This is a genomic window from Sphingobium sp. LSP13-1-1.1, assembly GCF_040676415.1.
In the GTDB taxonomy this organism is placed as follows: Bacteria; Pseudomonadota; Alphaproteobacteria; order Sphingomonadales; family Sphingomonadaceae; genus Sphingobium.
Map to the genome: position 1 here is coordinate 39,520 of NZ_JBEGHU010000078.1, position 22,584 is coordinate 62,103.

Sequence of the window (22,584 nt, forward strand, 5' to 3'; positions counted from 1 at the left end):
GAGATCCCTACCGCCCCGAAGCCTCCAGCCAGGCCGCGACATCGGCCGCGACCTTGTTGGCAGCGGCATTGAGGGGTGCTCCGACGCTGTTCGCGTCTATCTTGCCCCCGACCGGGGCCGTTGCGGTGAAGCGCTGCTTGGCGATGGCCGTGCCACCCGGTCCGGTCAGCATGGCGTCATAGGTCACAACCGCGCTGTTGCTCGCCTCATCCACGCCGAAATCGACCAGTTCGCCCATCAATCGCTGCCCGGCATCGGCGGAATATTGGCCGGGGTCGAGCACGATGCGATTGCTCGTCGCGGCGATGGTCTCGGCCAGCAGCTTCTGGAACAGATGGCGCGGCGTGTCGGCCCATTGCACCTTGGTCACATAGGCGACCGACGTAGGCGAGGTGATCACCGGAACACGCACCGTGTCCAGCATCTTGGGCGCTTCGGGATCGGCCACGGTGATGGCCGCGGCCGAAGACGCGCTGCGCAGCGTACCCGGCGCCACCTTCTGGGCGGCGTTCAGCGACAGCAGCCGCTCCGGCGGCTTGCCGCCGAAGGACACGCAACCGGCCAGCATGAGAGCACCGAGGGCCACCGGCATCAGGCCAAGTTTCCTGTGAAACATCATCATGTCCCTCTTATCGCTTGTAATCGGGCAATTTGGGCGATCCGACGATCGATCCCGCACCCTGCTGATCCAGTTTTTCGGCCACGCCCCGGAAGGAGCGCGACATTTCGCGCAGATCGCGAACGAGCTGGTTCACCTCCGGCATGGTCTGATTGCTGAAGGCGCGAACGCCCGGCTGCGCCTCTGCAATGGTCTTGTCGAGTGTGTCGATGCTGTGCGTCGCGGACTGGATGCTCTTGCGCAGATCTGCCAGCAGCGGGCGGCCCTCATCATTCACCATGGCGTCAGTAGACGCGGCCAGCTTGCCGATCTGCTCGGCCGCTATACCGGTGCGCTGCACGGCAATCCGGGCTTCGGCAAGGGTCGCCGCGATTTCCGGGCTGCGATCAGCCAGCGAGCCGGAAATCCGCTCCACATTGGCCAGGATGCTGGCGATCGATTGCTGGTTCTTGTCGTTCAGCAATTCCGTCAGCCGCTCGGTCAGGGTCGATAGCCGCTCGAGCAATTGCGGCGCATTGTTGAGCAGTTCGCCGAGCGCTCCCGGCTTGGTCGGGATCACCGGCACGCCGTCGGGGCAGGAGGCGAGGGGGTTTTCTGCCGGGCAGGTGATCGGCCGCGCGCCCTTGACCGCACCGTCCAGCACGATTTCCGACACGCCGGTAAAGCCCACCCCGGCAATGGTCGCGGTCGTCCCCTGCAGGACCGGCGTCCCTTCCTTCACCGAAATGCGCACCTTCACGAAGCCGGGATCACGCTTCCACAGTTCGATCTTCTCCACCTGTCCGGAGGGGACGCCGGAATAATTGACGCTCGATCCCTTTGCGAGGCCGTTCACCGACTGTTTGAAGAAGATGTCATATTCCATATTGTCGCCCTGGGAGAGGCGCGAGAACCAGAAAGCCGCGATCATGATCGCCGCCAGCAGCAGCAGCGTGACCGTGCCCACCAGCACATGGTTGGAGCGGGTTTCCATATCCTATCGCCTCTTGTCCTTTTCGCGGGCAACCGCCGCCGTCGCGGCGCGCCCGCGCGGGCCGTTGAAATATTCCTGGATCCACGGGTGATCGGTGGCCAGCAGTTCGTCGATGGTGCCGACCGCCGTCACCTTCCTGTCCGCCAGCACCGCTACCCGGTCACAGATCGAATAGAGCGTGTCGAGATCATGGGTAATGAGGAAGACCGTAAGTCCCAGCGTCTGCTGCAATTTTCGCGTCTGATTGTCGAACGCCGCGGCGCCGATCGGGTCCAGCCCGGCGGTGGGTTCGTCGAGGAACAGCAGATCCGGGTCCAGCGCCAGGGCTCGGGCCAGACCCGCGCGCTTCTTCATGCCACCCGATAGCTCGGCGGGATATTTGGGGCCGGCCTCAGCCGGCAGGCCGGTCATGCGAATCTTGTAGGCGGCAATCTCGTCCCGGAGCGTTGCACCGATATTCGGATAATATTCGCGAATCGGCACCTCGACATTTTCCGCCACGGTCAGCGTGGAGAACAGCGCGCCACCCTGAAAAAGCACGCCCCAGCGCTTGCGGATGGCCAGGGCTTCGTCATCCAGCCGACCGATCATGGATTCGCCGAAAACATGCACCTCGCCCTCGTCAGGCGTCTGGAGGCCGATGATGGATCGCATCAACACCGACTTACCCGTGCCCGATCCGCCGACCACGCCCAATATCTCGCCCTTGCGCACGTCGAGGTTCAGCCCCTCATGCACGACCTGATCGCCGAAGCTGTTGCGGAGATTGCGGACCGATATGGCGATGTCGTCACGCTCCAGCGCCTTTTCGACCCGCTCTTCTTCCGCGCTTATCGCTTCTTCGGGCGTCATCAGTTCCAGCCTACCCAGGTGAAGAAGACAGCGAAGAAGGAGTCGAGAACGATGACGAGGAAGATCGCCTGTACCACTGCCGCTGTCGTGCGCAGACCCACTTCCTCGGCATTGCCCTTTACCTGCATGCCCTGGAAACAGCCCGCAAGCGCGATGATGACCCCGAAGACGGGAGCCTTGATCAGGCCCACCCACAGGTCGTGGATCGGCACCACCTCCCGCAGGCGCTGGACAAAGGTGATGGGCGGAATGTCGAGCGACACCGCACAGAGGAAGCCGCCGCCGATGATGGCGACGATGGACGAATAGAAACCCAGAAGCGGCATCATTACCACGACGGCGAGGGTCCGCGGCAGCACCAGCGCCTCCATGGGCGACACGCCGATGGTCCGCATGGCGTCCACTTCCTCGGTGAGCTTCATCGTCCCCAATTGCGCGGCGAAGGCTGAGCCGGAACGGCCCGCGACCATGATCGCCGTCATCAGCACGCCGAGTTCGCGGAAGGTGAGGCGACCGACCAGGTTGATCGTCAGCATCTCCATGCCGAACTGGCGAAGCTGTACCGAGCCCTGCTGGGCAATGACGATGCCGATCAGGAAGCTCATGAGGCCGATGATGCCCAGCGCCGAGACGCCGACCACCTCGAAACGCTGGACCACCGCATTGATGCGGAAGCGTCTGGGATGACGGATGACGTTCCAGGTCGCGACCAGCGTGCCGCCGAAAAAGCCGAGCAGGCCGAGCAGGGTGCTACCGGCATTGACCACAGCCTCGCCGATCTGGCCCACGACCCGCTGCCAGGGCGGCACATAATCCGGTCGGATGTTTACCGGCTCGTCGACGCGGCCGACCGCCGCGATCAGCCTTTCCGCATCGCACCTGTCGCCTGTGATCCTGCAGTTCCAGCGCTTGATCGTGCGGTACAATATCCAGGCGCCGATCGTGTCCATATGCTCCACGTCGGACAGGTCGATGATGTCGACCGGCCCCTCCACGGCATCCAGCCGCTCGGGCAGATGGTGAAGACAGGCAATGGACAGATTGCCCGAAAGCCGAATGACCGTCTCGCCGTCGCGGACTTCCTGGGCAAGATCAGCGGCTTTGTTCATCAAGGCGGAGATGTGGTCCATTATCGGTTGCACGGCAAGCCGAAACGGCCCATCCGCACGGTCAAACGAAGGGACGCCCTAAAAAGTTTCGGACATGGCATGACGCACAGGCTTGCAATCTACGATATGGACCGGACGGTGACGTTCAGCGGCACCTATACCGGCTTTCTGCTTCATGTCGCCAAACGCATGGCGCCTTGGCGTCTGGCCTTGTTTCCAGCCGTGATCCTGCTGATGCTGGCCTATGTTCTGAAACTGATCACGCGTCAGCGACTGAAGGAACTGAATCAGGCGCTGATGATCGGCCCCAATGTCGAGCGTGCCCGGCTGATGCCCCATGTGGAAAGCTATGCGGCGAAGGTGATCGCGCATAATGTCCGTGCCGGTGCCCTGGCGCAGATCGCGAAGGACAGGGCGGATGGGTATCGGCTGGTGCTGGCCACGGCCTCCTATCGCCTTTATGTCGAACCGATCGCCCGCAGGCTGGGGTTCGACGCGGTGATCGCGACCGATCATCTGAGCCAGGATCTGCGCTATGTCCGCGCCAGGATCGCAGGCGAGAATTGCTATGACACGGGCAAGCTGCGGATGATCAAGGCGTGGATGGCAGCCGAGGCGATCGACCGCACGCAGGCGCATATCCGCGCCTATTCCGATCACGTCTCCGATGCGCCGATGCTGGAGTTCGCTGACTTGGCCATCGCCTCCAACCCTCATAAGCCGCTGGCGAAACTGGCGGCGGAACGGGGGTGGAAGCGGGTGGACTGGGCATAAGGGAAACCACGGGCGCCCCGATTATCGCTGCGCCTCCAGGACGGGTGAAACCAGCGGCTCCCCCGAAAAAAGCGCGGCAAGGTTCGCCAGCAGCAAATCCGTCATGCGTCCGACCGCCTCGCGGGTAGCGCCGCCCATATGCGGCGTCAGCACGACATTGGGCAATTCGGCCCAGCGCGCTGCCGGCGTGGGTTCTCTCTCGAACACGTCCAGCGCCGCGCCGCCAAGCCGTCCATCGCCCAGCGCCGCGATCAACGCATCCTCGTCCACCAACTGTCCGCGCGCGACATTCACCAGCAGCCCGTCCGGCCCCAATGCGTCCATCACGCCCGCATCGATCATCCCGCGATTTTTCTCCGTCGCCCTGGCGGTGATCACCATGATGTCACTGTCGCGAGCGAGCACCTTCAGGTTCTCCGCCCTTGGCCAGGGCAGTTGCGGCTTCTCCCGCGGGCCCCACCAACCCACCTGCATACGCAACAGGTCGGCTCGCTCTGCCAGGGCGATGCCGATGCTGCCCATGCCGACGATCCCGATCCGCGCGCGCCCCATCGATCGGGTGAGCCTCTTCGCCCCCGCCGTCCATTGACCCGAACGCACCTGCCGGTCGCCCGCCAGTATCTGCCGCCTGTGCGCAAGGATCAGGCCCAGGGCATGATCCGCCACATCGGCCGCATTGGCGTCCGCCCCGTGGGTGACGGCCACGCCTCGCGCCCGCGCCCAATCAAGGTCGACCCCGTCATAGCCCACGGTGAAGCAGGCAATCAGCCGCAGCGCCGCCATCTGCTCCAGCATCGCGGGGTCAAGCCGGTATTCACCCGCCGTCACCAGCACTTCGGCTTCCGCCAGCCGCGCCCGCCCGCTCTCCTCCCACAGGGCCAAGGCCTCATAGCGGGGGGAAAGCGCATCCAGCAGCGGCGCCAACAGCGGCTGCCCCACCAGGATCAACGGCGTGGCCGTCATCCGCCGATCCCCTCCACCGCCCGCAAAGCCTGCGCGAAATCCGCGATCAGGTCGTCCGCATCCTCGCAGCCTATGGAGATGCGCACCATATTGTCACCAATCCCCAGCGCCTTCTTCCTTTCGGCGGGCACGGAGAGATGCGTCATGGCCGCCGGATGACTGGCCAGCGTTTCGGTTCCGCCCAGGCTGACGGCGAGCTTCGCGATCTTGAGCGCATCCAGGAAAGCAAAGGCCTCCGCCTCGCCCCCTTTCAGATAGAGCGAGAAGGTCGATCCCGCTCCCGTGCAGTGCCGGCGATAAATGTCCGCCTGCCGTTCCGTTTCGGGGAAGCCGAGATAGACGACCTTCTCCACCTGGGGCTGGTCCTTCAGCCAGGCGCAGACCTTCGCCGCATTCTCGCCCGCCCGGCCCATGCGCAGTTCCAGCGTCTCAAGGCTGCGCAGCAACATCCAGGCCGAATGCGGGTCCAGGATCGTGCCGATGGTGTTCCGCATCAACCGGATCATATTGATCAGCGCATTGGACCCCAGCACGCCGCCGGCGACCAGATCGCTATGCCCGCCCGCATATTTGGTGAGGCTGTAGATGACGAGATCGGCACCATGGCTCAGCGGATGCAGCCAGAGCGGCCCCAGAAATGTGTTGTCGATGGCGATGGGCGGGCGATATTCTTCGCCTGCGAAGGAAAAGTCGCGCCGCGCAACTACCGCCTCCAGATCGACGAGAACATTGGTCGGGTTGGCCGGACTTTCCAGATAGATCAGCGCCACGCGGCCCAACGCCCTGGCCCTCTCGATCACCGCGCCGATCTCCTCCTCCGTCGCGCCCGCCGGAAAGTCCAGCCACTGCACGCCGAATTTGCCGAGGATGCGGCCGATCAGCGATTCGGTCGCGGCATAGAGCGGTGCGGAATGCACGATCACATCGCCCGGCTGCACCAGCGCAAGCAGGGTGGTCGCGATCGCGGACATGCCGCTGGAAAACAGCAGGGCATCCTCCGCCTCTTCCCAGACCGACAGTCGGTCCTCGGCGATTTCCTGGTTCGGCCCGTTAAAGCGCGAATAGACGAGACCCTCGGCACCACCGGGTCGGATTCCCGTTACACCTTCAAAATGCCGCTTGCCGGCCGCCGCGCTTTCGAAGGCGAAGGTGGACGTCAGGAAGATCGGCGGCTTCAGCGAGCCCTCGGACAGGGTCGGATCATAGCCATGGCCCATCATCAAGGTTGCGGGCTTCAGTTTGCGACCCTCGATCTCCATGATCGGTTGCTTGGGTCGGCGGCGGTTATGGGTAGGTTCCGCCCCAGTGAGGTCGGCTTCGGTTTCGCCGGTCATCGATGATCTCCTGCATGTCTGCGGCATCTGCTGCGCCGCTGTGATGAGGAGGAGTGTAACGCCTTTCGGGGGTGGGGAGCCAGAGCCGATTTGTTAGATTATTTCATGGAACCAAACTTAAATTACGGGCCACATGGTGCTCGGCAAAGGGGGAGCAGGAGAGCGTTCACGGCAAGGCCGCGTTGAACGGGATGACGTTCCTGTGTTCCCATCCTACATGTTCCTCATGAACCAACGCCTGTCCGAACCGCTGGAGCGATGGTTCGCCGCACGAGGGTGGACGCCCCGCCGCCACCAGCTCGACATGCTGACTGCGGCCCGCTCGGGCGCTCACGCGCTGCTGGTGGCGCCTACCGGCGCGGGCAAGACGCTGGCCGGTTTCCTGCCGACCCTTTCCGACCTGATCGAGAATCCGACGGAGGGTCTCCATACCCTCTATGTCTCGCCGCTCAAGGCATTGGCGGTGGATGTGCGCCGCAATCTCCTGACGCCCATAGAGGAGATGGGCCTGCCAATCCGCGTGGAGACCCGCACGGGCGACACGCCGTCCGACCGCAAGGCACGCCAGCGCGCCCGCCCGCCGCAGATCCTGCTCACCACGCCGGAGTCGCTTTCGCTGCTGCTGAGCTATCCCGACAGCTTCCTCATGTTCGCCAACCTGAAGACGGTCATCATCGATGAGGTTCACGCCTTCGCCACCCAGAAGCGGGGTGACATCCTCAACCTTTCCCTCTCCCGCCTCCAGAGCATCAATCCCGGCCTTCGCCGCGTCGCGCTGTCCGCCACCGTCGCGGATGTCGATGCCTATCGGGCCTGGCTGGCGCCCGATGGCGATATTGGCGCCGTCACCCCGGTCATGGGCGAAGCGGGCGCCGACCCCCATGTCACCATCCTCATTCCCGAAGGACGCATTCCCTGGTCCGGTCATTCCGGCAAATATGCCGCACGGCAGGTGATGGAAGAGATCGAGCGCCGCGCCACGACATTGGTCTTCTGCAACACTCGCGGCCTGGCGGAACTGATCTTCCAGGAACTCTGGTCGGTGAACGAGGCGAACCTGCCCATCGCCATTCATCATGGCAGCCTTTCCATCGAGGCGCGGCGCAAGGTGGAGGCAGCGATGGCAGCCGGCAAGCTGCGCGCGCTCGTCGCCACGGCCTCGCTCGATCTGGGCGTCGATTGGGGCAATGTGGATTGTGTCATCCAGATGGGCGCGCCGAAGGGCAGTTCGCGCCTGCTCCAGCGCATCGGCCGGGCCAATCACCGTCTCGACATGGCGTCGGAAGCCATACTCATTCCCGGCAACCGCTTCGAATATCTGGAAGCCCGCGCCGCTCTGGATGCGGTGGAGTCGGGCGAACGAGACGCCGACGATTTTCGTCCGGGCAGCCTCGATGTCCTTGCCCAGCATGTGATGGGCCTTGCCTGCGCCGCGCCGTTCCGCGCGGAAGAGTTGCTGGCGGAAGTGCGATCGGCCACGCCCTATAGTGCGTTGACGGAGGAAGCCTTCGCCAATGTCCTTCATTTCATCGAGGGCGGCGGCTATGCCCTGCGCGCCTATGACCGCTTCAAGCGGCTGACGCTCGGTCCCGACGGCCTGTGGCGCGTCTCCCATCCCCGCTTCATCCAGCAGCACCGCCTCAACGCCGGCATCATCGTCGACCAGCCCGCGCTGGCCGTCCGCTTCGCCAATGGGCGCAAGCTCGGCACGGTAGAGGAAGGCTTCGCCGCCACCCTGAGCCCCGGCGACTGCTTCTTCTTTTCCGGGACGGCGCTGGAGGTGGTGCGCATGGACAACGCCGACCTTATCGTCCGCGCCACGTCGAAGCGGGCGCGAATCCCCAGCTGGGGCGGCACCCGCATGGCCATGTCCACACGACTGGCCGACCGGGTGCGCCACTTCCTGGCCGAACCGGGCCAATGGTCGCGCTTTCCCGACGATGTGCGCGAATGGCTGGAAGTTCAGAAATATCGCTCTGCCTTGCCGGAACCGGGACAATTGCTGGTCGAGACCTTCCCGCATGAGGGCCGCCACTATCTGGTCTGCTACAGTTTCGAGGGCTGGAACGCGCACCAGTCGCTGGGCATGCTGCTGACGCGCCGCATGGATGCGCAAGGTTTGATGCCCATGGGCTTCGTCTCCAACGACTATGCGCTCGCCGTCTATGGGTTGAAGCCGATCACGGATCCGCAAAGCCTGTTTTCAGCCGACATCCTCGATCATGAATTCATCGAGTGGGTGGAACAATCCAGCCTGCTCAAGCGCGCCTTTCGGGACGTGGCCGTCATTGCCGGCCTGATCGAACGCCAGCACCCCGGCAAGCGCAAGACGGGGCGGCAGGTCACTTTCTCGACCGACCTCATCTACGACGTGCTGCGCAAATATCAGCCCGACCATCTGCTGTTGAAGGCCGCTTGGGCCGATGCGCGGGCGCGGATGACCGATGTGGGCCGATTGGGCGACCTGATCGACCGCGCTTCGGCCACCATGCTGCATGTCGATCTCGACCGGGTAAGCCCGCTTGCTGTCCCAGTGCTGATCCTCATCGGACGCGAGCAGGTCGCGCAGCATGAGGTGGAGGACGCCCTGCTGATCGAAGCGGAAGCATTGGTGGCGGAGGCGATGCGTACAGACTGAAGGGACGAAGATCGCCGGTCACGACTGCATTCCTCCATTGGCTTGAGTGCGCTTTCACGGTTGTCAAAGCGACAGGCCGTCGATCGCCGCCCAGCCGGATGCACCGATGCCCATCAACATCCCTTGATGTGCCGCGCGCACTCCACCCAGGGCGATCACAGGCATGGGGGCCAGTCGGGCCAGAGCCGCGAATCCCTTTCGCCCCAATATGGGTGAGCCGGGGTGGGAGCGCGTCGGGAAAAGTGGCGAGAGAAGGATGAAATCCGCCGAAAAATGTGCCGCTTGCACCATCTCCCGCCGATCATGCACCGGTCTACTGTGGAGGAGCGGCTTTGCCACCCGCCGCCGGTCACGTCCATGCCAGCCATCGGCGTCCCAGGCCTGCGCCTGTATCGCCGTGCCGCCCAGCATCAGCACCAGTCGCCGGCTACGGGCGATCCGGGCGATCCGGTCGAACAAGGCCCGGCGCCGTGATACGATGGTGCGATAGTGCCGGAATATGATCCCCGCCCGGCCCTTCGGCAGACGGGCGACAGCCGCCAGCAAGGCGGTCTCCTCAACCCGTTCGTCGGTCATCAACCAGATCATCGGCAGTTTTTTACGGTGGCGGCGCTGCATGGCCATCGCCTATAGCAGCCGCCATGACGACCGACAGCATTGAAGCCGCGGAACGGCTCGCCGCGAACCGATTGGCCGGGATAGGCGACGCCATGGGCCGTGCCGCCCGCCTTACCGGGCGCACCGCCGAGGACATCACCCTGATCGCCGTGTCCAAGACGCAGGCGGCAGACGCCATCCGCCCGCTGATCACGGCGGGCCAGCGGGTCTTCGGGGAAAATCGCGTGCAGGAAGCGGAAGGCAAATGGCCGGCGCTTTACGAAGAGCATGAAGGCCTTCAACTGCACCTGGTGGGTCAGCTTCAGTCAAACAAGGCGGCCGATGCCGTCGCGCTGTTCGACGTCATCCATTCGCTTGACCGGCCATCGCTGCTGACGGCGCTGGCCAAGGCCATGGATGCGGCGGACAAGCGCGTGCCCTGTTTCATCCAGGTCAATATCGGTGCGGAACCGCAAAAGGGCGGTTGTCCGATCGCCGACGTACCGGCGCTGATCCGGCTGGCGCGGGAGGCGAACATCCCGCTGTTGGGACTGATGTGCGTGCCCCCGGCAGAGGGCGAGCCCGCGCCCTTTTTCGCCCTGCTCGCCAAGATGGCGCGGGAGGAAGGGCTGGAGCAGCTCTCCATGGGCATGTCGGGCGATTATGAAACCGCGATCATGCTGGGCGCAACGCACATCCGCATCGGCACAGCCCTGTTCGGGGAGCGCCCTGCCGCTCGCCCGACACCGGGGAGCGGCAGGGGCATGATCAGAAACTCCCGCGAAGGGTGACGCCATAGGTGCGGGGTTCGGCCAGATAGGCGGAGATCAACTGGTTCGCCATCGGTGCACCCAGAGCGAACTGGCCCGTAGTCGAGGTGGACGGGCTGCTCGACTGGAGCGGGCTGCTGAAGGCGACCTGGGTATAATCCTGGTTGAAGATGTTCTGACCCCAGAATTCCACCGCCCAGCGCTGCTGCGGCCCGCGAATGCCGACGCGGGCGTTGAATACCGCATAGCCGTCCTGCCGCTTTTCCGGGAACAGGTCGGACCCGGTGTTGAAGTCGCTGCTCATGCGCCCGTCGACGTAGAAGAGCGCCGACAGGCCGTTTGAGCCAAGCGGCGGCGTCCAGGACGCGCTGACCGTCGTCACCGCTTCAGGCGCCTGGGAGTTGATCGATCCCGGCAACAGGAACAGCGCCGGATCCAGGGGTACCGTTCCGTCGCCGCTGCCGACCAGTCGGTTGGCGAATTTGGCGCGGGCATAGGTGAATCCCCCCGACAGGCGCACGTTCCGTACCGGCGTAGCCGACAGTTCCAGCTCCACGCCCTGGCTGATCAGACCCGGCCCGACATCGCCGCTGGCGCAGGTCCGCGCCGCCGTCAACGCGCCATCGCAGCCATTGATGTTCTGCACGACGAAGCTGGTGCCGTTGAAGGTGTTCAACTGAAAATTCTTGAACTCCTGCCGGAAGGCGGCGATGTTCGCGCTCCATTTGGGCTGGCTATATTTCAGGCCCACTTCAAACGCGTCGACCTTTTCGGCCGCGAAGCGCAGGCTGGTCACATCGGCGTTGGTGCGCGGCGCGAATACGGCCGGGACCGGATTCAGACCGGTCGATCCAAGCTGGAAGCGATCGAGATTATATCCGCCCGCCTTGTAGCCCTTGGAATAGCTGCCATAGACCAGCAGTTCGTCGATCGGCTTCCATGACAGGACAGCGGTGCCGGAAAACTCCCCATCGGTGATTTTGTCGTTGAGGTCGAGCGCGTTCAGCCCGGTGGAGCCGTTGCCCAGGCAGCCCAATGTCAAAATACCGCCCGCCAGCGTACCGGCCGAGGTGTTGCGAAGCAGCGGATTCGTGGCGATGCTCGACAGCCCGGAGGCCTGCAACGCCGCGCAGGTCGCATTATTATTGTTGAAATCGGCTGAGAAACGCTTGCTTTCATGGGTGTAGCGCAGACCCAGAGTCAGATCGAGCTGCCGGGTGATATGCACGATATTATGGGTGAACAGCGCCCAATTCTCGCTCTTCTGATGATAGAGCGAAGCGACATCCCCGGTCCCCGACGGAATCGCCGCCAAGGCCCGCAATCCATTGCCGAGACCGGTGGAAATGATGCTCGCCTGCGTCGCGCCCACCGCCGGAGTCAAACCTGCATTCAACTGCGCCTGCGTACCGCTAATCAGCGCCTGTGTCGCCAGGCCGCTGCCGCAAGCGCCGAGCTGCGCGGCGGTCAGGTTGCTGTTGACGCTCGCCCCCGCCATCAGACGGCAGGCCGCGAAACGCCCATAGTCCGCACCGAAGCGGATATTATCTTCCAGCGCCAGCTTCTCATGGGCGTAATAGCCGCCCACCAACCAGTCGAGCACCTCGCCAAAGGCAGATCCCTGCGCCCGCACTTCCTGGGTGAAGGTACGGAACTGGCGATAGGTGTTGGGATCGCGGTAGAGCAGGTCAGCCCCGCTATAGTCGTAATCGCCGTAATCCTGGCTCTTATAGTTGCGATAGGCGGTGATGCTGGTCAGCTTGGCGCCGCCCAGATCATAGTTGATCTCGCCCGAAATGCCCCAATCCTTGAGCTTGCTCAGATAATCGCGGCCAGCCGTGATGTGGAGGTCGCGGTCATAGGGATCGACGGGGAATGTGCTGCCCTGTCCCGCCAATATAGCCGCGATCCGGTTGAAGGGTGCCGTGCTGTAGCCCCCTCCGGCAACCGGGCGGCGTTCCCCCGTTTCGATATAGGCCGCACCGCAGCAGCTTTCATCGCGATGGGTATAATCTCCGATCAGGCGGATGGAGAGCGCGTCATTCGGCTCGAACAATGCCTGCCCGCGCAGGAAATAACGATCGCGATCGTTGGTCTCGCCCACCTTGGCGCCGCTGGCGTTCACCAGGTCGTAGAAACCGTCCCGCTTCGACCACACCCCGTCCAGGCTCAGCGCCAACTGGTCGCTGACCGGCCCGGTGATGCGGCCCGCCAGCCGCCAATAGTCATAATTGCCATAGGTGATTTCGGCCTTGCCTGCGAGCTTGAACTCCGGCGCCTTGCTGATGATGTTGATGAGGCCAGCGGAGGCGTTGCGGCCGAACAGCGTGCCCTGCGGTCCGCGCAACACCTCGACCCGTTCGATCTCGCCCAGTTCGTTGAGGCCGGCGCCGGTGCGCGATCGGTAGACGCCGTCGATGAACACCGCGACGGAGCTCTCCAGACCGGGATTGTCGCCGACCGTGCCAATGCCGCGGATGCGCGCCGAGGCATTGGCCTCCGTCCCGGTGGAAGACAGCAGCAGCGAAGGAGCCAGTTGGTTGAGCGCGCGAATATCCGTCGCGCCGCTATTCTGCATCGCCTGCGCGGTCACCGCCGACACGGCGATCGGCACGTCGGACAGAGGACTGGCGCGCCGCGTTGCCGTGACGATGATGTTGACGCTTTCCGGATCGACCGCTGTTCCGCTGTCCTGCGCCCATGCGACCGGAACGCTGCTGCCCAATGCCATGGCACCGGCAGAAATCAGCCAAAGGCTCTTCTTCATGATGATGCTCCCTCTCCTTTGCCGCGCGGTTTGGCGCCGCGTCGAATTATGGTCGAACTATGCTGCCACAGCGGGGTGAAGGCAAGATATGCCTGATTTTCAGGGGCTTTTGCGCCAGATAGTGACCGGATTCTCATAGGCTGTAACGTAGAGGTCACAGCTTAAATTCCGGTTTCCGTAACGGCGGCCTATATTATGGGAAAGCGCAGCAGCCGGTCGGCGACCGGCACCAAGGCAGCTGCCTCCGATCCCATCACCCGCCGAATCGCGCCATGACCGGCATCCAGACCGCCGGTCAGCGCGCCCAGGGCAGGCAGAATCAATTTGGTCCGCGACCCGACGAAGCAGCGCCGCGACACATGGCGGCCCCGCACCGATAGGCGGAATTTGGGATGATAATGCCCTGATATCTCCGGCTGCGGGTCCACCGGGTCCGCCTCATGCCGCAGCCAGATGCCGTCCACCTGCATATCCGCGCAACGCCTGCCGCCAGGCGTCTGCGCCATGCCGACATCGTGATTGCCCGTGATCCAGACCCAGTCGACCCTGTCCGTCAGCAGCGCCAATCTTGCCCGTACCGCGGGGTCAAGCCGCGCCGCCCCGTCGGCGTCATGGAAACTGTCGCCCAGCGACCAGACAGCCCGCGCGCCGGTCCGTTCGACCAGCATTTCGATCATGTCGAGCGTGGCATGGCTGTCATGCGGGGGCAGGAATTGCCCGAACCGTGCGAACCAGCTCGCCTTTTCGAAATGCAGGTCCGCTACCAGCAGGGCGGAGCGCGCAGGCCAGAAAAGCGCAGCCTCCGGCAATGCCAGAAAATCGTGACCCGCGAACGAAAGGGGAACCATAGCTTGCCTATGCGCCCTTGCCCCGCTGCTTTCAAGAGGGCGAGGAAGCGGCTATGGGCGCTGGCATGGAATCCGCTTTCACCATCGCTGCGCTTTACCGTTTCGCGTCCTTCGACGATCCGCAGGCGATTGCCCGCGATCTGCGCCTGCTCTGCGCAGAAATCGGTACCTGCGGCACGCTGATCGTCGCGGGAGAGGGGATCAATGGCACGGTGGCCGGCAATGAAGCTGCCATTGGAAGGCTGGTGACGCATGTCCGTGCCTTGCCCGGCTGCGCCGACCTCGACGTGAAATATGCTCATAGCGATACAGCGCCCTTCGCCCGCATGAAGGTGAAGGTGAAGGCAGAGATCGTCACGATGGGCGCAGCCGATCTTGATCCGGCGCATCAGGCGGGCAAGCATCTCGATCCGGCGGCATGGAATGCCCTTATCGCCGATCCGGACACCGTCGTGATCGATACGCGCAACGGCTATGAAATATCGGTCGGCAGTTTCGAACGCGCGATCGATCCGGGTACCCGCTCATTTCGCGATTTTCCCGCATGGTTCGACGATTTCGCCGAAAAGCTCCGCGAGCAGGGCCGAAAGCCGCGCATCGCCATGTTCTGCACGGGCGGCATCAGATGCGAGAAATCGACCGCTCTGGTCCGCACGCGCGGCTTTGAGGAGGTCTATCACCTGCGCGGCGGCATATTGCGCTATCTGGAGGAAATGCCGGAAGAGGACAGCCTGTGGCGCGGCGACTGCTATGTCTTCGATGAGCGGGTGGCGGTGGGCCATGGGCTGAAGGCAGGGGATTATGTCACCTGCCGCGCCTGCGGGCTGCCTCATGGTCGCGAGACTGCACATGATTGCCCGGCGGATGGGTCCGGGGTCTGGCCGCACCGGAACCAAGTGTAGAGGATCGGCCCCGTGGTATTTCCATGGCCCTCGGCCAAGGTGGCGGTCAGATAGCGCTAATTCCTTCCCAGCGACTGTCACACGACGAAACGATGCAGCGCCGATCCATGGGTCCGCAGCCAGTTACGCGCCGGTCGGGGGTCTTCCCCCAGGATCCGCTGGTGCGCCGCGTGGAAGGCAGGGCTGTGGTCCATATGCAGCAGATGGGCCAGTTCATGCGCGACGGTGGCCCGCCGCACTCCCGGCGGACAAAGGATCAGCCGCCAGCTATAGCGGATCATTCCGCTGGAGGCACAGCTCGCCCAGCGGCTGCGCGGATCGCCAATGCCGACCGACGCCACGATCAGCCCATGGTCCCGCGCCATTTCATGGCTCTCGGTCTCCAGCACAGCCTTCGCCCGCATCTTCAGCCAGCGCAGGACACGCGGGCCCACCGATTCGGCCGCGCCACCAAGGAGCAGTCGATCCTCTTCCAGCCGGATCACGCGCGAGGCGCCCTCGACCCAGCAAATGCGCACCTCCCGCCCCTCCAGAGGAAAGGCGGCGCCGTCGCGGAGCATCACTTGCGCGGGTCTTCGCGCCATTTGCGAACGGACCCAGCCTTCATGTTCCTGCGCCCAGCCGAGAGCGCGCTTCAGATTGGCCCGGCTTGGCAGTGACAGCCTGAGTTCACCGCGCGCATGATCCAGCGACAATCGATAGGCCTTTGCCCGCGCCGAGCGGTGCACCCGCACGGGAACGGCCACGCCATCTACGATCAGGACCGCGTCAGAGCTCTCTGTCGACAAGATGATTTTCCCAATCGCCGACATCCGCTTCGGCGATCGTCCAGCCGCGCACGGATTCCCGCGCATGGTGCACCGCTTCCCGATCGCCGCAGATCAGATAATGCCATTGCGGCAACGGCTTTCCCTCTCCACGCAGCCGATAGGCGCAGGTGCGGGGCAGCCAGCTTATCGTCTTCACCTTCGCGGGGGTCAATCGCACGCAATCGGGCACGAATTGGCGGCGGTCCTTATAGTTGGAGCATTGCCCGCTGTGCCGGTCCAGCAGGCGGCAAGCGACATTGGTGGGGTAGATATGGCCGCTATCCTCGTCCTCGACCTTGTGCAGGCAGCATTTGCCGCAACCATCGCACAGCGCTTCCCACTCGCCGCGATCCAGTTTGTCGAGGGGCTTTTCCCAGAAGTCCAACCGTCACTTCACCCATTTTTCAAGGAAAGCCGTCACCTTTGCCGGCTCCCCCTCATCCACGTCCGGCGTTCCCGGATCGTCCACCGGAACCAGCGCGACCGGCGCGCCATCACCATCGAAAAGATAGGGCGTCCGGCTGTGGCTGACCAGATAGCCGCTGGCGCCCTTGGCCTCTTCCTTATTGTACAGGACCACGAAGTCCTTCGCCACCCTGGCAATTTCGTCAGGCGTACCGGTCAGGCCGATCAGGCGGGGATGGAAGGCAGCGACATAGGTTTTGAGGACGGCAGGCGTGTCCCGATCCGGATCGACGCTGATGAAGATCGGCTGGACCTTGGCCGCCAGGGCGGGCCGTTCCTTCTCGAACCGGGTGAAACCCTGCATGATCCGCTGCAGGTCAACGGGGCAGACATCTGGGCAATAGGTGTAGCCGAAATAGACCAGGCGGTATTTGCCCTTGAAATCGTCCCAGCGGACCTTCCCGCCATCCTGATCGGTCAGGGTGAAGGGCGCGCCGATGCGCGCGCCATGCAGATCGCCCTGGACGCTTTCGTCAGCGCTTGATGCATTGCCTCCGGCCCCCATATTGCAGGCTGCCAGCAGGACGGTCAGCGGCAGGGCGAGCGAAATCAGCGCTTTGTTCATGGCGCCGCCAGCCATGCCCTGCTATGGCCCGATTTGCAAATCCCAACGGGGCTATGGATAGAATGACAGGACGTTTTCCGGCTTGGATGGGGGTTGGCCGTGCCGCCGCCCTGACCCTGGTGCTGCTGTCGCCGGTTGCGGCGCAGGCGCAGTTTTCCGACAATTACAATTTTCTCAAGGCGGTCAAGGATGCCGACGGGCAGAAGGTGACCGACCTGATCCAGAAGCCGGGATCGACCGTCATCAACAGCCGCGACGTCACGTCAGGCGATACCGCACTGCACCTGGTCGTCGCACGGCGGGACAATACATGGCTGACCTTCCTGCTGGCCAAGGGGGCCAACCCGAACCTCACCGACAATAATGGCAACACGCCGCTGATGGACGCGGTGCAGGCCCGTTTCGAGGAAGGCGTGCGCAGCCTGCTCAGCTTCAACGCGCAGGTCGACAAGGCCAATGGAAGTGGCGAAACCCCGCTGATCCGCGCCGTGCAACTGCGCGACGTCGAACTGGTCCGGCTGCTGGTGGCGCAAGGCGCCAATCCGGACAAGCGCGACACGATCGCCGGCATGTCGGCGCGGGATTATGCCGCGCGGGATTCGCGGACGCCGGGCCTGACGGAGGCCCTGAGCGCCGCCAAGACGACGGCCGCGCCCAAGGGACCGGTGCAGGGGCCGGTGTTCTGATATCCAGGCAAAACTGGTTATTTCCCCGCGCGCCGAAGGGAATGGCTTCGAACGCCCCGATTGCGTCCAGAACAGACTACCATCCCGTTTCAGCCGCATGATCCGGATCGGCCAGCGCCGTCAGGCGCCGTGCTGCCCTTCTGGCGAAGCGCAGCGTTTCCGCCTTCCGTCGCGCCGCCGCCAGCGGTTCCATCGGGGCCGGTCGCACCAGTTCGGCATCATATTGGTCCGCGACGATCAGTCCCGTTCGCCCCGGCCATAGCGCCTCGCTATCAAAGAGCGACAGGTCGAAGCCGGAAGGCACCGCCCAGAAATAACGGTCGCAATAGTCGAAATAATCAGGCCATTTCATATCACCCAACAGGTCAGCGCGGCTGCACTTGATCTCCACAATGGTGATTCTGCCCGCCCCGTCCAGCGCCATGATGTCGGCGCGGCGGCCATTGGGCAGCGGCACTTCCAATATCCCGCTCATATCATGCCGGAAGAACAAGCGCAGCGTTCCCCGCGCCACGGCCAATGCCGTGCCATCTGCAAGGGGCGAACAACTGTCGGAAAGATCGGACTCCATGTCGGGTTCTTAGAACAGGAAGGGAACAAAAGGAAAGGGCCGATTCAGGATCACCCGAACCGGCCCTTCATCACCCCCTGCGCGCTCAGCGCGAAACAGTCAGCGATAGAAGATGTGATTGTCGATCGCGGCGAGCTGATGCTTGCCCCAGCCCGGCGAAACGCGGCGGGCATGGAAGAAGAGAGCACCCTCAGCCTTGCTGTTCCATCCATCTTCCATCGCGATCTGGGCGATGGCGACGGCCTCACGCCAGCTTTCGCTGCCCAGGCGGATGGGCGGCATGCCATTGCCGCGCACGAAGCTGAACTGGCCCCGCTGATAGACGACACCGCACAGGCTGTCGGCAAAGCGGCCGGACTTGGCGCGGTTGATGATGACGCGGGCAACGGCCAACTGGCCTTCCAGGCTCTCACCCTTGGATTCGAAATAGACGGCGCCGGCCAGGCATTTCATGTCGCCGGAAACATCCTCGGGCGCGCCTTGGGCATTTACCAGCGCGGCGAGATCATCGGCCTTTACATCGGCGCTGTCGGAAAGGGGGGCCAGCGGCTGCACGACTTCGTGCGGCGCGGCGAAAGTGACGGCGGGCTTTGCACCGGCCGGAGCTGGATTCAGCTCATTGGTTCCCGGAAGGGAGACGGTCGATGGAGCAGCTTCGGAAGCGCTCGACATGTCGGCCGCGGTCACCGCCGCTGTGGCGGAAAGGGTAAATGCCGCGACGATCGCAGCCTTCAGACGAAAACTCATTACAACTCAAAATCGTGCGGTTCTTGGCCGGGAACGTCAAAAAAACCCCTGAAACACCGACGTTCGGCCGCCCCCCGTCTGCGTGTTTACCGCATCCGCCCCCCATGGACGAAGCCGGCAACCTGCGCGTTGAAAGCGTCGGAGGCCTCTGCCCGCGCGCGGAAAGGGAGTCAACGATTAACAGATCGTTTCAGCGGCGAACCGTTCCGCATCCACGATATCAAGCTCTATTACCCACAGGTCGGGGTCCGAACCGCGGCGGCGCGCAATATATTGAGCCATGGCCTCTGATCCTTTTTCCGGGTCCGGACCGCAACGGACCAGCCGGTAGCCGCCCGCATAATCAGGAACGCGCTCGAACAGGCCCTGTTCCCGGCTCTTTTCAAGCAGCTGGAGCAGAATCACGCCGCTGATCGCATCGCCCTTCACCAACACCGTGGCAAAACCGCCCTCCGCCGCGCAGCGCCGCATCAGGACACCGACCAGCATCACGCTGGTCAGTCGCGCCTCGGGTGGATCAGCCGGCATAACCCGGCAGGGACGAGAGGGAAAATTGCGACCGCATGAAGGTGCCCGTACCGCGCCCAACCTCTTCGCCGTCCGCATCGATCAGGCTGGCTTCCGCCACATAGACGCGCCGCCGGCCGCTGATCCAGCGCCCCTCAGCCCGGATCCGGCCAGGTCCGATCGGGCGGGTGAACAACAGGTTGAAGCTCGTAGTCAGCAGGAAACGGTCGCTCACCAGGCTGTTGGCCGCGTAGAAGGCCGCATCGTCCAGCATCTTGAAATAGACCGTGCCGTGCACCGCGCCGGCGGCGTGGAACTGCGTCTCGTCCACGTCGAAATGAATGATCGAGCGGCCCTCTTCGGGAATCGTCAATTCGGACCGGAACAGCCGGTTGATCGGTGCGGAACGGTAGAGACTCTCAAGCGCCCGGAAATGCGCGGCCTCGCCACTGGGCGAGGTGCTGGCCGGCGATACCGGGTCAGGCCGCGTCACGCGCCTCGCCACCAGCCAGCAGGGCATGAAGGGCCGCCGTCGACTTGGCGCCGCGCAACCGGGCAACCTGCCCCTCGTCACGCAGGTAGCGGGAAACGCGGGCCAGCGTCTTCAGATGCTCCGCTCCCGAATCGACGGGAGAGAGCAGCGCGAAGACGATGTCCACCGGCGCCTCGTCCACCGCGTCGAAGGGAACCGGCGGGTCGAGCAGAACGACCACGCCGCTCATTTTCTGGAGGCCGGGAATCTTGGCATGGGGAATCGCCACTCCACCGCCGAAACCCGTCGAACCCAGCTTCTCACGCTCCAGCAGAGCTTCCGCCACCAGGTCGGCTGCCAGTCCGTAGGCCTGCGCGGCAAGCGCCGCAACTTTTTGGAACAACTGCTTCTTGCCGTTCACCGAAAGGGCGGTGCCCAATGCATCCGGTGCGACGATATCATTGAAATGAACCATGCCGAATCCCAGCCGAGCCGCGCCCAGCTTCGGAAAAATGGCGCAACGCCCGGATCTTTAAAGTCCGGCCCCATAGGCCGCCAGCAGAGCCAGGTCAACCGGCGGCCAGGGAGGCGTTCAGCTCAGCCGCGGTTCCACCCAGCCAATGGTACCGTCGTGCCGGCGATAAACCATGTTGTATGCCGCCGTCCCCGCATTGAGGAACAACAGCGCGTTGGTGTTGCGCAGGTCGAGCATCATCACTGCGTCGGACACGCTGGCTTCGGGAATGTCGACCCGGGTTTCCGCCACGATCAGTGGTGCTTCTGCCGGTTCCTCCTCATCGGCCGGGGAAGCGAATATCGTGTAGCCGGCGCCATCCAGCTCCTCAACGCCATATCCATTGGTCCGGCTTGCCTCGGCCGCGGCCGCCTGTGCGCTGCGGTCCTTCAGGCGACGCAGATAGCGGCGCAATTGCTTCTCGATCCGTTCGGCCGCCTGATCGAAGGCGGGATGCGCCTCCTGCGCCTCTCCCGCGCCCTTCAGGATCAGGCCAGTCATCACATGGCAGACGATGTCGCAATGGAAGGCGCCGTGCGGAGCTGGTCGAAAGGTGACCTGAGCGGAAAGCGCGCGGGAAAAATATTTCTCGGCCATGGCCTCCAGACGGGACCAGACATGCTCCTTGAGCGCGTCGCCCGTATCGACCTGATGTCCGGAAACACGAATATCCATATGCCTTCTCCTTATTCTTGCCGGACCGCCCGGGATGGCGGCCCGGTTGGCGTGGAGGCCTGAAGGCTGTGCATCCCGGACGGGGATGCCCGATTCAGGCCTCCTCAAGCCAGAGCGGCTTTTCCAGCGTTGCGACGAACGCTGCATGCCGCTCCAGCTCCTCCGCGCTCGCTGAAAAAATGCGCGCGGGACGAACAGGGCGAACCGCGACTTCCGTCGCAAGTTCCACATTTATAACGAGTTTCTCTTCCTCCTGTGCAAGACCAAGGCCGATCTGACGGCCGCCGGTCAGTTCGATATAAAGCTGGGCCAGCAATTCGGCGTCGAGCAGGGCGCCATGCTTGATGCGATGGCTGCGGTCTATGCCGTAGCGGGTGCAGAGTGCGTCAAGGCTGTGCTTCGCGCCGGGGTGGAGCTGCCGCGCTATGGCGACGGTGTCGATCATCCGATCCATCGACACTTCGGGCAACCCGCACAATTTCAGTTCATGGTTGAGGAAACCGAAATCAAAACGCGCATTATGCGCGACCAGATGGCTGTCCTCCAGAAAGGCGAGCAGTTCCTCCGCGCCGTGTATGAAAAGCGGCTTGTCCTTGAGGAATATGTCCGAAAGGCCATGAACGGCCTCCGCTGCTGCGGGCATGGACCGTTGCGGATTGTAATAAGCGTGGAAGGTGCGCCCCGTGGGCACCCGGTTCAGGAGCTCAATACATCCGATCTCGACCAGACGATCGCCGGAGGCCGGATCGAATCCCGTCGTTTCGGTGTCGAAAATAATCTCGCGCATCGCCCTCTACAACGACTCTTGCCGGATCCCTCTTATCGGCCTGTCTTCGCACCAAGGCAAGCGACCAAGCGGCGCACCTGGAAGCGTGTTTCGGCGAAGGTCGTGCCGGTATGGATGATATAATCGGCCCGCCGCCGCTTTTCAGCATCGGGTATTTGCAGATGGACAATCCGGCGAAACTTCGCAGCGGTCATGCCGGGCCGTCCCAGGACTCGCTTGCGCTGCTTCCAGGCCGGGGCCGTGACCACGATGACGCCTGCCAGCTTGCGATAGCCATGAGTCTCGAACAGCAGTGGAATGTCCAGCACGACGAACTTGCGCGATCGGTTTCGTTGCAGGAACGCCTTGCGGCCCTGCTGCACGGCGGGATGGACAATGGCTTCCAGCGCCTTCAATTCCTGCGGATGACCGAAGACCGCGGCGCCCAGTTTCGCCCGGTCGACACCCCTGGCACCCGTCGTGCCGGGAAAGCGCGCCTCTATCGCCGGCAGCAGCGCACCGCCTGGACCCTGCAGCCGATGCACCTCCGCATCGGCATCGAACAGCGGAACCCCTTCCCGCCGCAGCATGGCCGCGACGGCGGATTTGCCCATGCCGATGGAACCGGTGAGGCCATAGATCTTCATCCCATCATCTTCAT

General features: G+C 63.7%; 25 protein-coding genes. 5 read left to right on the top strand and 20 right to left on the bottom strand.

Annotation, left to right across the window (positions count from 1 at the left end; all coding sequences use genetic code 11):
- Positions 1–7: 7 nt before the first annotated feature.
- The 4 genes from MRBLSP13_RS20990 to MRBLSP13_RS21005 are packed head-to-tail and all read right to left on the bottom strand — an operon-like array spanning position 8 to position 3,553.
- Entirely contained in the window at positions 8–616 is a 609-nt protein-coding gene (locus tag MRBLSP13_RS20990) for an ABC-type transport auxiliary lipoprotein family protein (RefSeq protein ID WP_363739798.1), read from the bottom strand.
- Positions 617–629: 13 nt separating this feature from the next.
- On the bottom strand, positions 630–1,592 hold the full coding sequence (locus MRBLSP13_RS20995; RefSeq protein ID WP_363739739.1) for an MlaD family protein: 963 nt from the start codon (positions 1,590–1,592) through the stop codon (positions 630–632).
- 3 nt (positions 1,593–1,595) lie between these two features.
- The gene (locus MRBLSP13_RS21000; RefSeq protein ID WP_363739738.1) at positions 1,596–2,444 is read right to left on the bottom strand and encodes an ABC transporter ATP-binding protein; all 849 of its coding nucleotides are present in this window, start codon (positions 2,442–2,444) and stop codon (positions 1,596–1,598) included.
- Positions 2,444–3,553, bottom strand: a complete 1,110-nt coding sequence (locus MRBLSP13_RS21005) for an MlaE family lipid ABC transporter permease subunit (RefSeq protein WP_363739796.1) — start codon at positions 3,551–3,553, stop codon at positions 2,444–2,446. Before MRBLSP13_RS21005 ends, MRBLSP13_RS21000 begins: the two co-directional genes overlap by 1 nt.
- Before the next feature lie 99 nt (positions 3,554–3,652).
- On the opposite strand from MRBLSP13_RS21005, the gene MRBLSP13_RS21010 reads away from it, so the two are divergent.
- Positions 3,653–4,327: an HAD family hydrolase gene (locus MRBLSP13_RS21010; protein WP_363739736.1), complete on the top strand. Its 675-nt coding sequence runs from the start codon at positions 3,653–3,655 to the stop codon at positions 4,325–4,327.
- A 21-nt stretch (positions 4,328–4,348) separates the two neighbouring features.
- Here the strand turns inward: MRBLSP13_RS21010 and MRBLSP13_RS21015 are convergent, their stop codons facing one another.
- The gene (locus MRBLSP13_RS21015) at positions 4,349–5,290 is read right to left on the bottom strand and encodes an NAD(P)-dependent oxidoreductase (protein WP_363756472.1); all 942 of its coding nucleotides are present in this window, start codon (positions 5,288–5,290) and stop codon (positions 4,349–4,351) included.
- A complete protein-coding gene (locus tag MRBLSP13_RS21020; protein ID WP_363739733.1) occupies positions 5,287–6,624 on the bottom strand; it encodes a cystathionine gamma-synthase family protein in 1,338 nt (445 codons plus the stop codon). Before MRBLSP13_RS21020 ends, MRBLSP13_RS21015 begins: the two co-directional genes overlap by 4 nt.
- A 226-nt stretch (positions 6,625–6,850) precedes the next feature.
- On the opposite strand from MRBLSP13_RS21020, the gene MRBLSP13_RS21025 reads away from it, so the two are divergent.
- The gene (locus MRBLSP13_RS21025) at positions 6,851–9,262 is read left to right on the top strand and encodes a ligase-associated DNA damage response DEXH box helicase (protein WP_363739794.1); all 2,412 of its coding nucleotides are present in this window, start codon (positions 6,851–6,853) and stop codon (positions 9,260–9,262) included.
- A 63-nt stretch (positions 9,263–9,325) separates the two neighbouring features.
- Here MRBLSP13_RS21025 and MRBLSP13_RS21030 read toward each other — a convergent pair whose 3' ends face one another.
- Positions 9,326–9,886, bottom strand: a complete 561-nt coding sequence (locus MRBLSP13_RS21030; RefSeq protein WP_363739731.1) for a thiamine phosphate synthase — start codon at positions 9,884–9,886, stop codon at positions 9,326–9,328.
- Positions 9,887–9,903: 17 nt separating this feature from the next.
- Here MRBLSP13_RS21030 and MRBLSP13_RS21035 point away from each other — a divergent pair, with 17 nt between their 5' ends.
- The gene (locus MRBLSP13_RS21035; RefSeq protein WP_363756474.1) at positions 9,904–10,650 is read left to right on the top strand and encodes a YggS family pyridoxal phosphate-dependent enzyme; all 747 of its coding nucleotides are present in this window, start codon (positions 9,904–9,906) and stop codon (positions 10,648–10,650) included.
- Here the strand turns inward: MRBLSP13_RS21035 and MRBLSP13_RS21040 are convergent.
- Together MRBLSP13_RS21040 and pdeM are read right to left on the bottom strand one after the other, a co-directional pair.
- Positions 10,628–13,396, bottom strand: coding sequence for a TonB-dependent receptor (locus MRBLSP13_RS21040; protein ID WP_363756476.1), 2,769 nt, complete (start codon positions 13,394–13,396; stop codon positions 10,628–10,630). The genes MRBLSP13_RS21035 and MRBLSP13_RS21040 overlap by 23 nt on opposite strands.
- Before the next feature lie 188 nt (positions 13,397–13,584).
- On the bottom strand, positions 13,585–14,244 hold the full coding sequence (gene pdeM, locus MRBLSP13_RS21045) for a ligase-associated DNA damage response endonuclease PdeM (RefSeq protein WP_363756478.1): 660 nt from the start codon (positions 14,242–14,244) through the stop codon (positions 13,585–13,587).
- 53 nt (positions 14,245–14,297) lie between these two features.
- Between pdeM and MRBLSP13_RS21050 the strand changes: the two genes are divergently transcribed.
- Positions 14,298–15,146 (top strand): rhodanese-related sulfurtransferase, encoded by an 849-nt coding sequence (locus MRBLSP13_RS21050; RefSeq protein ID WP_363756480.1) that lies wholly within the window; start codon positions 14,298–14,300, stop codon positions 15,144–15,146.
- A 77-nt stretch (positions 15,147–15,223) separates the two neighbouring features.
- Here MRBLSP13_RS21050 and MRBLSP13_RS21055 read toward each other — a convergent pair whose 3' ends face one another.
- Genes MRBLSP13_RS21055 through MRBLSP13_RS21065 form a run of 3 tightly spaced genes read right to left on the bottom strand, consistent with a single transcriptional unit; the run spans position 15,224 to position 17,000 of the window.
- A complete protein-coding gene (locus tag MRBLSP13_RS21055; RefSeq protein WP_363756482.1) occupies positions 15,224–15,934 on the bottom strand; it encodes a M48 family metallopeptidase in 711 nt (236 codons plus the stop codon).
- Positions 15,915–16,340 carry a YcgN family cysteine cluster protein gene (locus MRBLSP13_RS21060; RefSeq protein ID WP_133654478.1) on the bottom strand — a complete coding sequence of 142 codons (426 nt, stop codon included), beginning with the start codon at positions 16,338–16,340 and terminating at the stop codon, positions 15,915–15,917. The genes MRBLSP13_RS21055 and MRBLSP13_RS21060 overlap by 20 nt, the downstream gene beginning before the upstream one ends.
- Before the next feature lie 3 nt (positions 16,341–16,343).
- Positions 16,344–17,000 (bottom strand): SCO family protein, encoded by a 657-nt coding sequence (locus MRBLSP13_RS21065; RefSeq protein WP_363739719.1) that lies wholly within the window; start codon positions 16,998–17,000, stop codon positions 16,344–16,346.
- Positions 17,001–17,071: 71 nt separating this feature from the next.
- Here MRBLSP13_RS21065 and MRBLSP13_RS21070 point away from each other — a divergent pair, with 71 nt between their 5' ends.
- Positions 17,072–17,671 (top strand): ankyrin repeat domain-containing protein, encoded by a 600-nt coding sequence (locus tag MRBLSP13_RS21070; RefSeq protein WP_363756484.1) that lies wholly within the window; start codon positions 17,072–17,074, stop codon positions 17,669–17,671.
- Positions 17,672–17,747: 76 nt separating this feature from the next.
- Here MRBLSP13_RS21070 and MRBLSP13_RS21075 read toward each other — a convergent pair whose 3' ends face one another.
- The 8 genes from MRBLSP13_RS21075 to coaE all read right to left on the bottom strand — a co-directional run bounded on the left by MRBLSP13_RS21075 (position 17,748) and on the right by coaE (position 22,570).
- On the bottom strand, positions 17,748–18,242 hold the full coding sequence (locus MRBLSP13_RS21075) for an MmcB family DNA repair protein (protein ID WP_133654476.1): 495 nt from the start codon (positions 18,240–18,242) through the stop codon (positions 17,748–17,750).
- A 99-nt stretch (positions 18,243–18,341) separates the two neighbouring features.
- On the bottom strand, positions 18,342–18,989 hold the full coding sequence (locus tag MRBLSP13_RS21080; protein WP_363739715.1) for a cell wall hydrolase: 648 nt from the start codon (positions 18,987–18,989) through the stop codon (positions 18,342–18,344).
- 177 nt (positions 18,990–19,166) lie between these two features.
- Complete coding sequence (locus tag MRBLSP13_RS21085) at positions 19,167–19,517, bottom strand: DUF1491 family protein (protein ID WP_363756486.1); 351 nt, start codon at positions 19,515–19,517, stop codon at positions 19,167–19,169.
- Positions 19,507–20,016: a PaaI family thioesterase gene (locus MRBLSP13_RS21090; protein ID WP_363739711.1), complete on the bottom strand. Its 510-nt coding sequence runs from the start codon at positions 20,014–20,016 to the stop codon at positions 19,507–19,509. The genes MRBLSP13_RS21085 and MRBLSP13_RS21090 overlap by 11 nt, the downstream gene beginning before the upstream one ends.
- Positions 19,976–20,443, bottom strand: coding sequence for a PTS sugar transporter subunit IIA (locus MRBLSP13_RS21095; RefSeq protein WP_133654473.1), 468 nt, complete (start codon positions 20,441–20,443; stop codon positions 19,976–19,978). The genes MRBLSP13_RS21090 and MRBLSP13_RS21095 overlap by 41 nt, the downstream gene beginning before the upstream one ends.
- A 117-nt stretch (positions 20,444–20,560) precedes the next feature.
- Positions 20,561–21,157, bottom strand: coding sequence for a ribosome hibernation-promoting factor, HPF/YfiA family (hpf, locus tag MRBLSP13_RS21100; protein WP_363739709.1), 597 nt, complete (start codon positions 21,155–21,157; stop codon positions 20,561–20,563).
- Between the two features lie 94 nt (positions 21,158–21,251).
- On the bottom strand, positions 21,252–21,944 hold the full coding sequence (gene dnaQ, locus MRBLSP13_RS21105; RefSeq protein ID WP_363739707.1) for a DNA polymerase III subunit epsilon: 693 nt from the start codon (positions 21,942–21,944) through the stop codon (positions 21,252–21,254).
- Positions 21,945–21,976: 32 nt separating this feature from the next.
- On the bottom strand, positions 21,977–22,570 hold the full coding sequence (gene coaE / locus MRBLSP13_RS21110) for a dephospho-CoA kinase (RefSeq protein ID WP_133654470.1): 594 nt from the start codon (positions 22,568–22,570) through the stop codon (positions 21,977–21,979).
- Positions 22,571–22,584: the final 14 nt, after the last annotated feature.

Coding starts and splice junctions, on each gene's coding strand:
- MRBLSP13_RS21000 (WP_363739738.1), bottom strand. CDS start 2,444: ATGACGCCCGAAGAAGCGATAAGCGCGGAAGAAGAGCGGGTCGAAAAG.
- MRBLSP13_RS21050 (WP_363756480.1), top strand. CDS start 14,298: ATGGGCGCTGGCATGGAATCCGCTTTCACCATCGCTGCGCTTTACCGT.
- coaE (WP_133654470.1), bottom strand. CDS start 22,570: ATGAAGATCTATGGCCTCACCGGTTCCATCGGCATGGGCAAATCCGCC.
- hpf (WP_363739709.1), bottom strand. CDS start 21,157: ATGGATATTCGTGTTTCCGGACATCAGGTCGATACGGGCGACGCGCTC.
- MRBLSP13_RS20990 (WP_363739798.1), bottom strand. CDS start 616: ATGTTTCACAGGAAACTTGGCCTGATGCCGGTGGCCCTCGGTGCTCTC.
- MRBLSP13_RS21005 (WP_363739796.1), bottom strand. CDS start 3,553: ATGAACAAAGCCGCTGATCTTGCCCAGGAAGTCCGCGACGGCGAGACG.
- MRBLSP13_RS21075 (WP_133654476.1), bottom strand. CDS start 18,242: ATGGAGTCCGATCTTTCCGACAGTTGTTCGCCCCTTGCAGATGGCACG.
- MRBLSP13_RS21090 (WP_363739711.1), bottom strand. CDS start 20,016: ATGCCCTGCTGGCTGGTGGCGAGGCGCGTGACGCGGCCTGACCCGGTA.
- MRBLSP13_RS21015 (WP_363756472.1), bottom strand. CDS start 5,290: ATGACGGCCACGCCGTTGATCCTGGTGGGGCAGCCGCTGTTGGCGCCG.
- MRBLSP13_RS21080 (WP_363739715.1), bottom strand. CDS start 18,989: ATGAGTTTTCGTCTGAAGGCTGCGATCGTCGCGGCATTTACCCTTTCC.
- MRBLSP13_RS21095 (WP_133654473.1), bottom strand. CDS start 20,443: ATGGTTCATTTCAATGATATCGTCGCACCGGATGCATTGGGCACCGCC.
- MRBLSP13_RS21035 (WP_363756474.1), top strand. CDS start 9,904: ATGACGACCGACAGCATTGAAGCCGCGGAACGGCTCGCCGCGAACCGA.
- dnaQ (WP_363739707.1), bottom strand. CDS start 21,944: ATGCGCGAGATTATTTTCGACACCGAAACGACGGGATTCGATCCGGCC.
- MRBLSP13_RS20995 (WP_363739739.1), bottom strand. CDS start 1,592: ATGGAAACCCGCTCCAACCATGTGCTGGTGGGCACGGTCACGCTGCTG.
- MRBLSP13_RS21065 (WP_363739719.1), bottom strand. CDS start 17,000: ATGGCTGGCGGCGCCATGAACAAAGCGCTGATTTCGCTCGCCCTGCCG.
- pdeM (WP_363756478.1), bottom strand. CDS start 14,244: ATGGTTCCCCTTTCGTTCGCGGGTCACGATTTTCTGGCATTGCCGGAG.
- MRBLSP13_RS21025 (WP_363739794.1), top strand. CDS start 6,851: ATGAACCAACGCCTGTCCGAACCGCTGGAGCGATGGTTCGCCGCACGA.
- MRBLSP13_RS21010 (WP_363739736.1), top strand. CDS start 3,653: ATGACGCACAGGCTTGCAATCTACGATATGGACCGGACGGTGACGTTC.
- MRBLSP13_RS21030 (WP_363739731.1), bottom strand. CDS start 9,886: ATGGCCATGCAGCGCCGCCACCGTAAAAAACTGCCGATGATCTGGTTG.
- MRBLSP13_RS21040 (WP_363756476.1), bottom strand. CDS start 13,396: ATGAAGAAGAGCCTTTGGCTGATTTCTGCCGGTGCCATGGCATTGGGC.
- MRBLSP13_RS21020 (WP_363739733.1), bottom strand. CDS start 6,624: ATGACCGGCGAAACCGAAGCCGACCTCACTGGGGCGGAACCTACCCAT.
- MRBLSP13_RS21070 (WP_363756484.1), top strand. CDS start 17,072: ATGGGGGTTGGCCGTGCCGCCGCCCTGACCCTGGTGCTGCTGTCGCCG.
- MRBLSP13_RS21085 (WP_363756486.1), bottom strand. CDS start 19,517: ATGCCGGCTGATCCACCCGAGGCGCGACTGACCAGCGTGATGCTGGTC.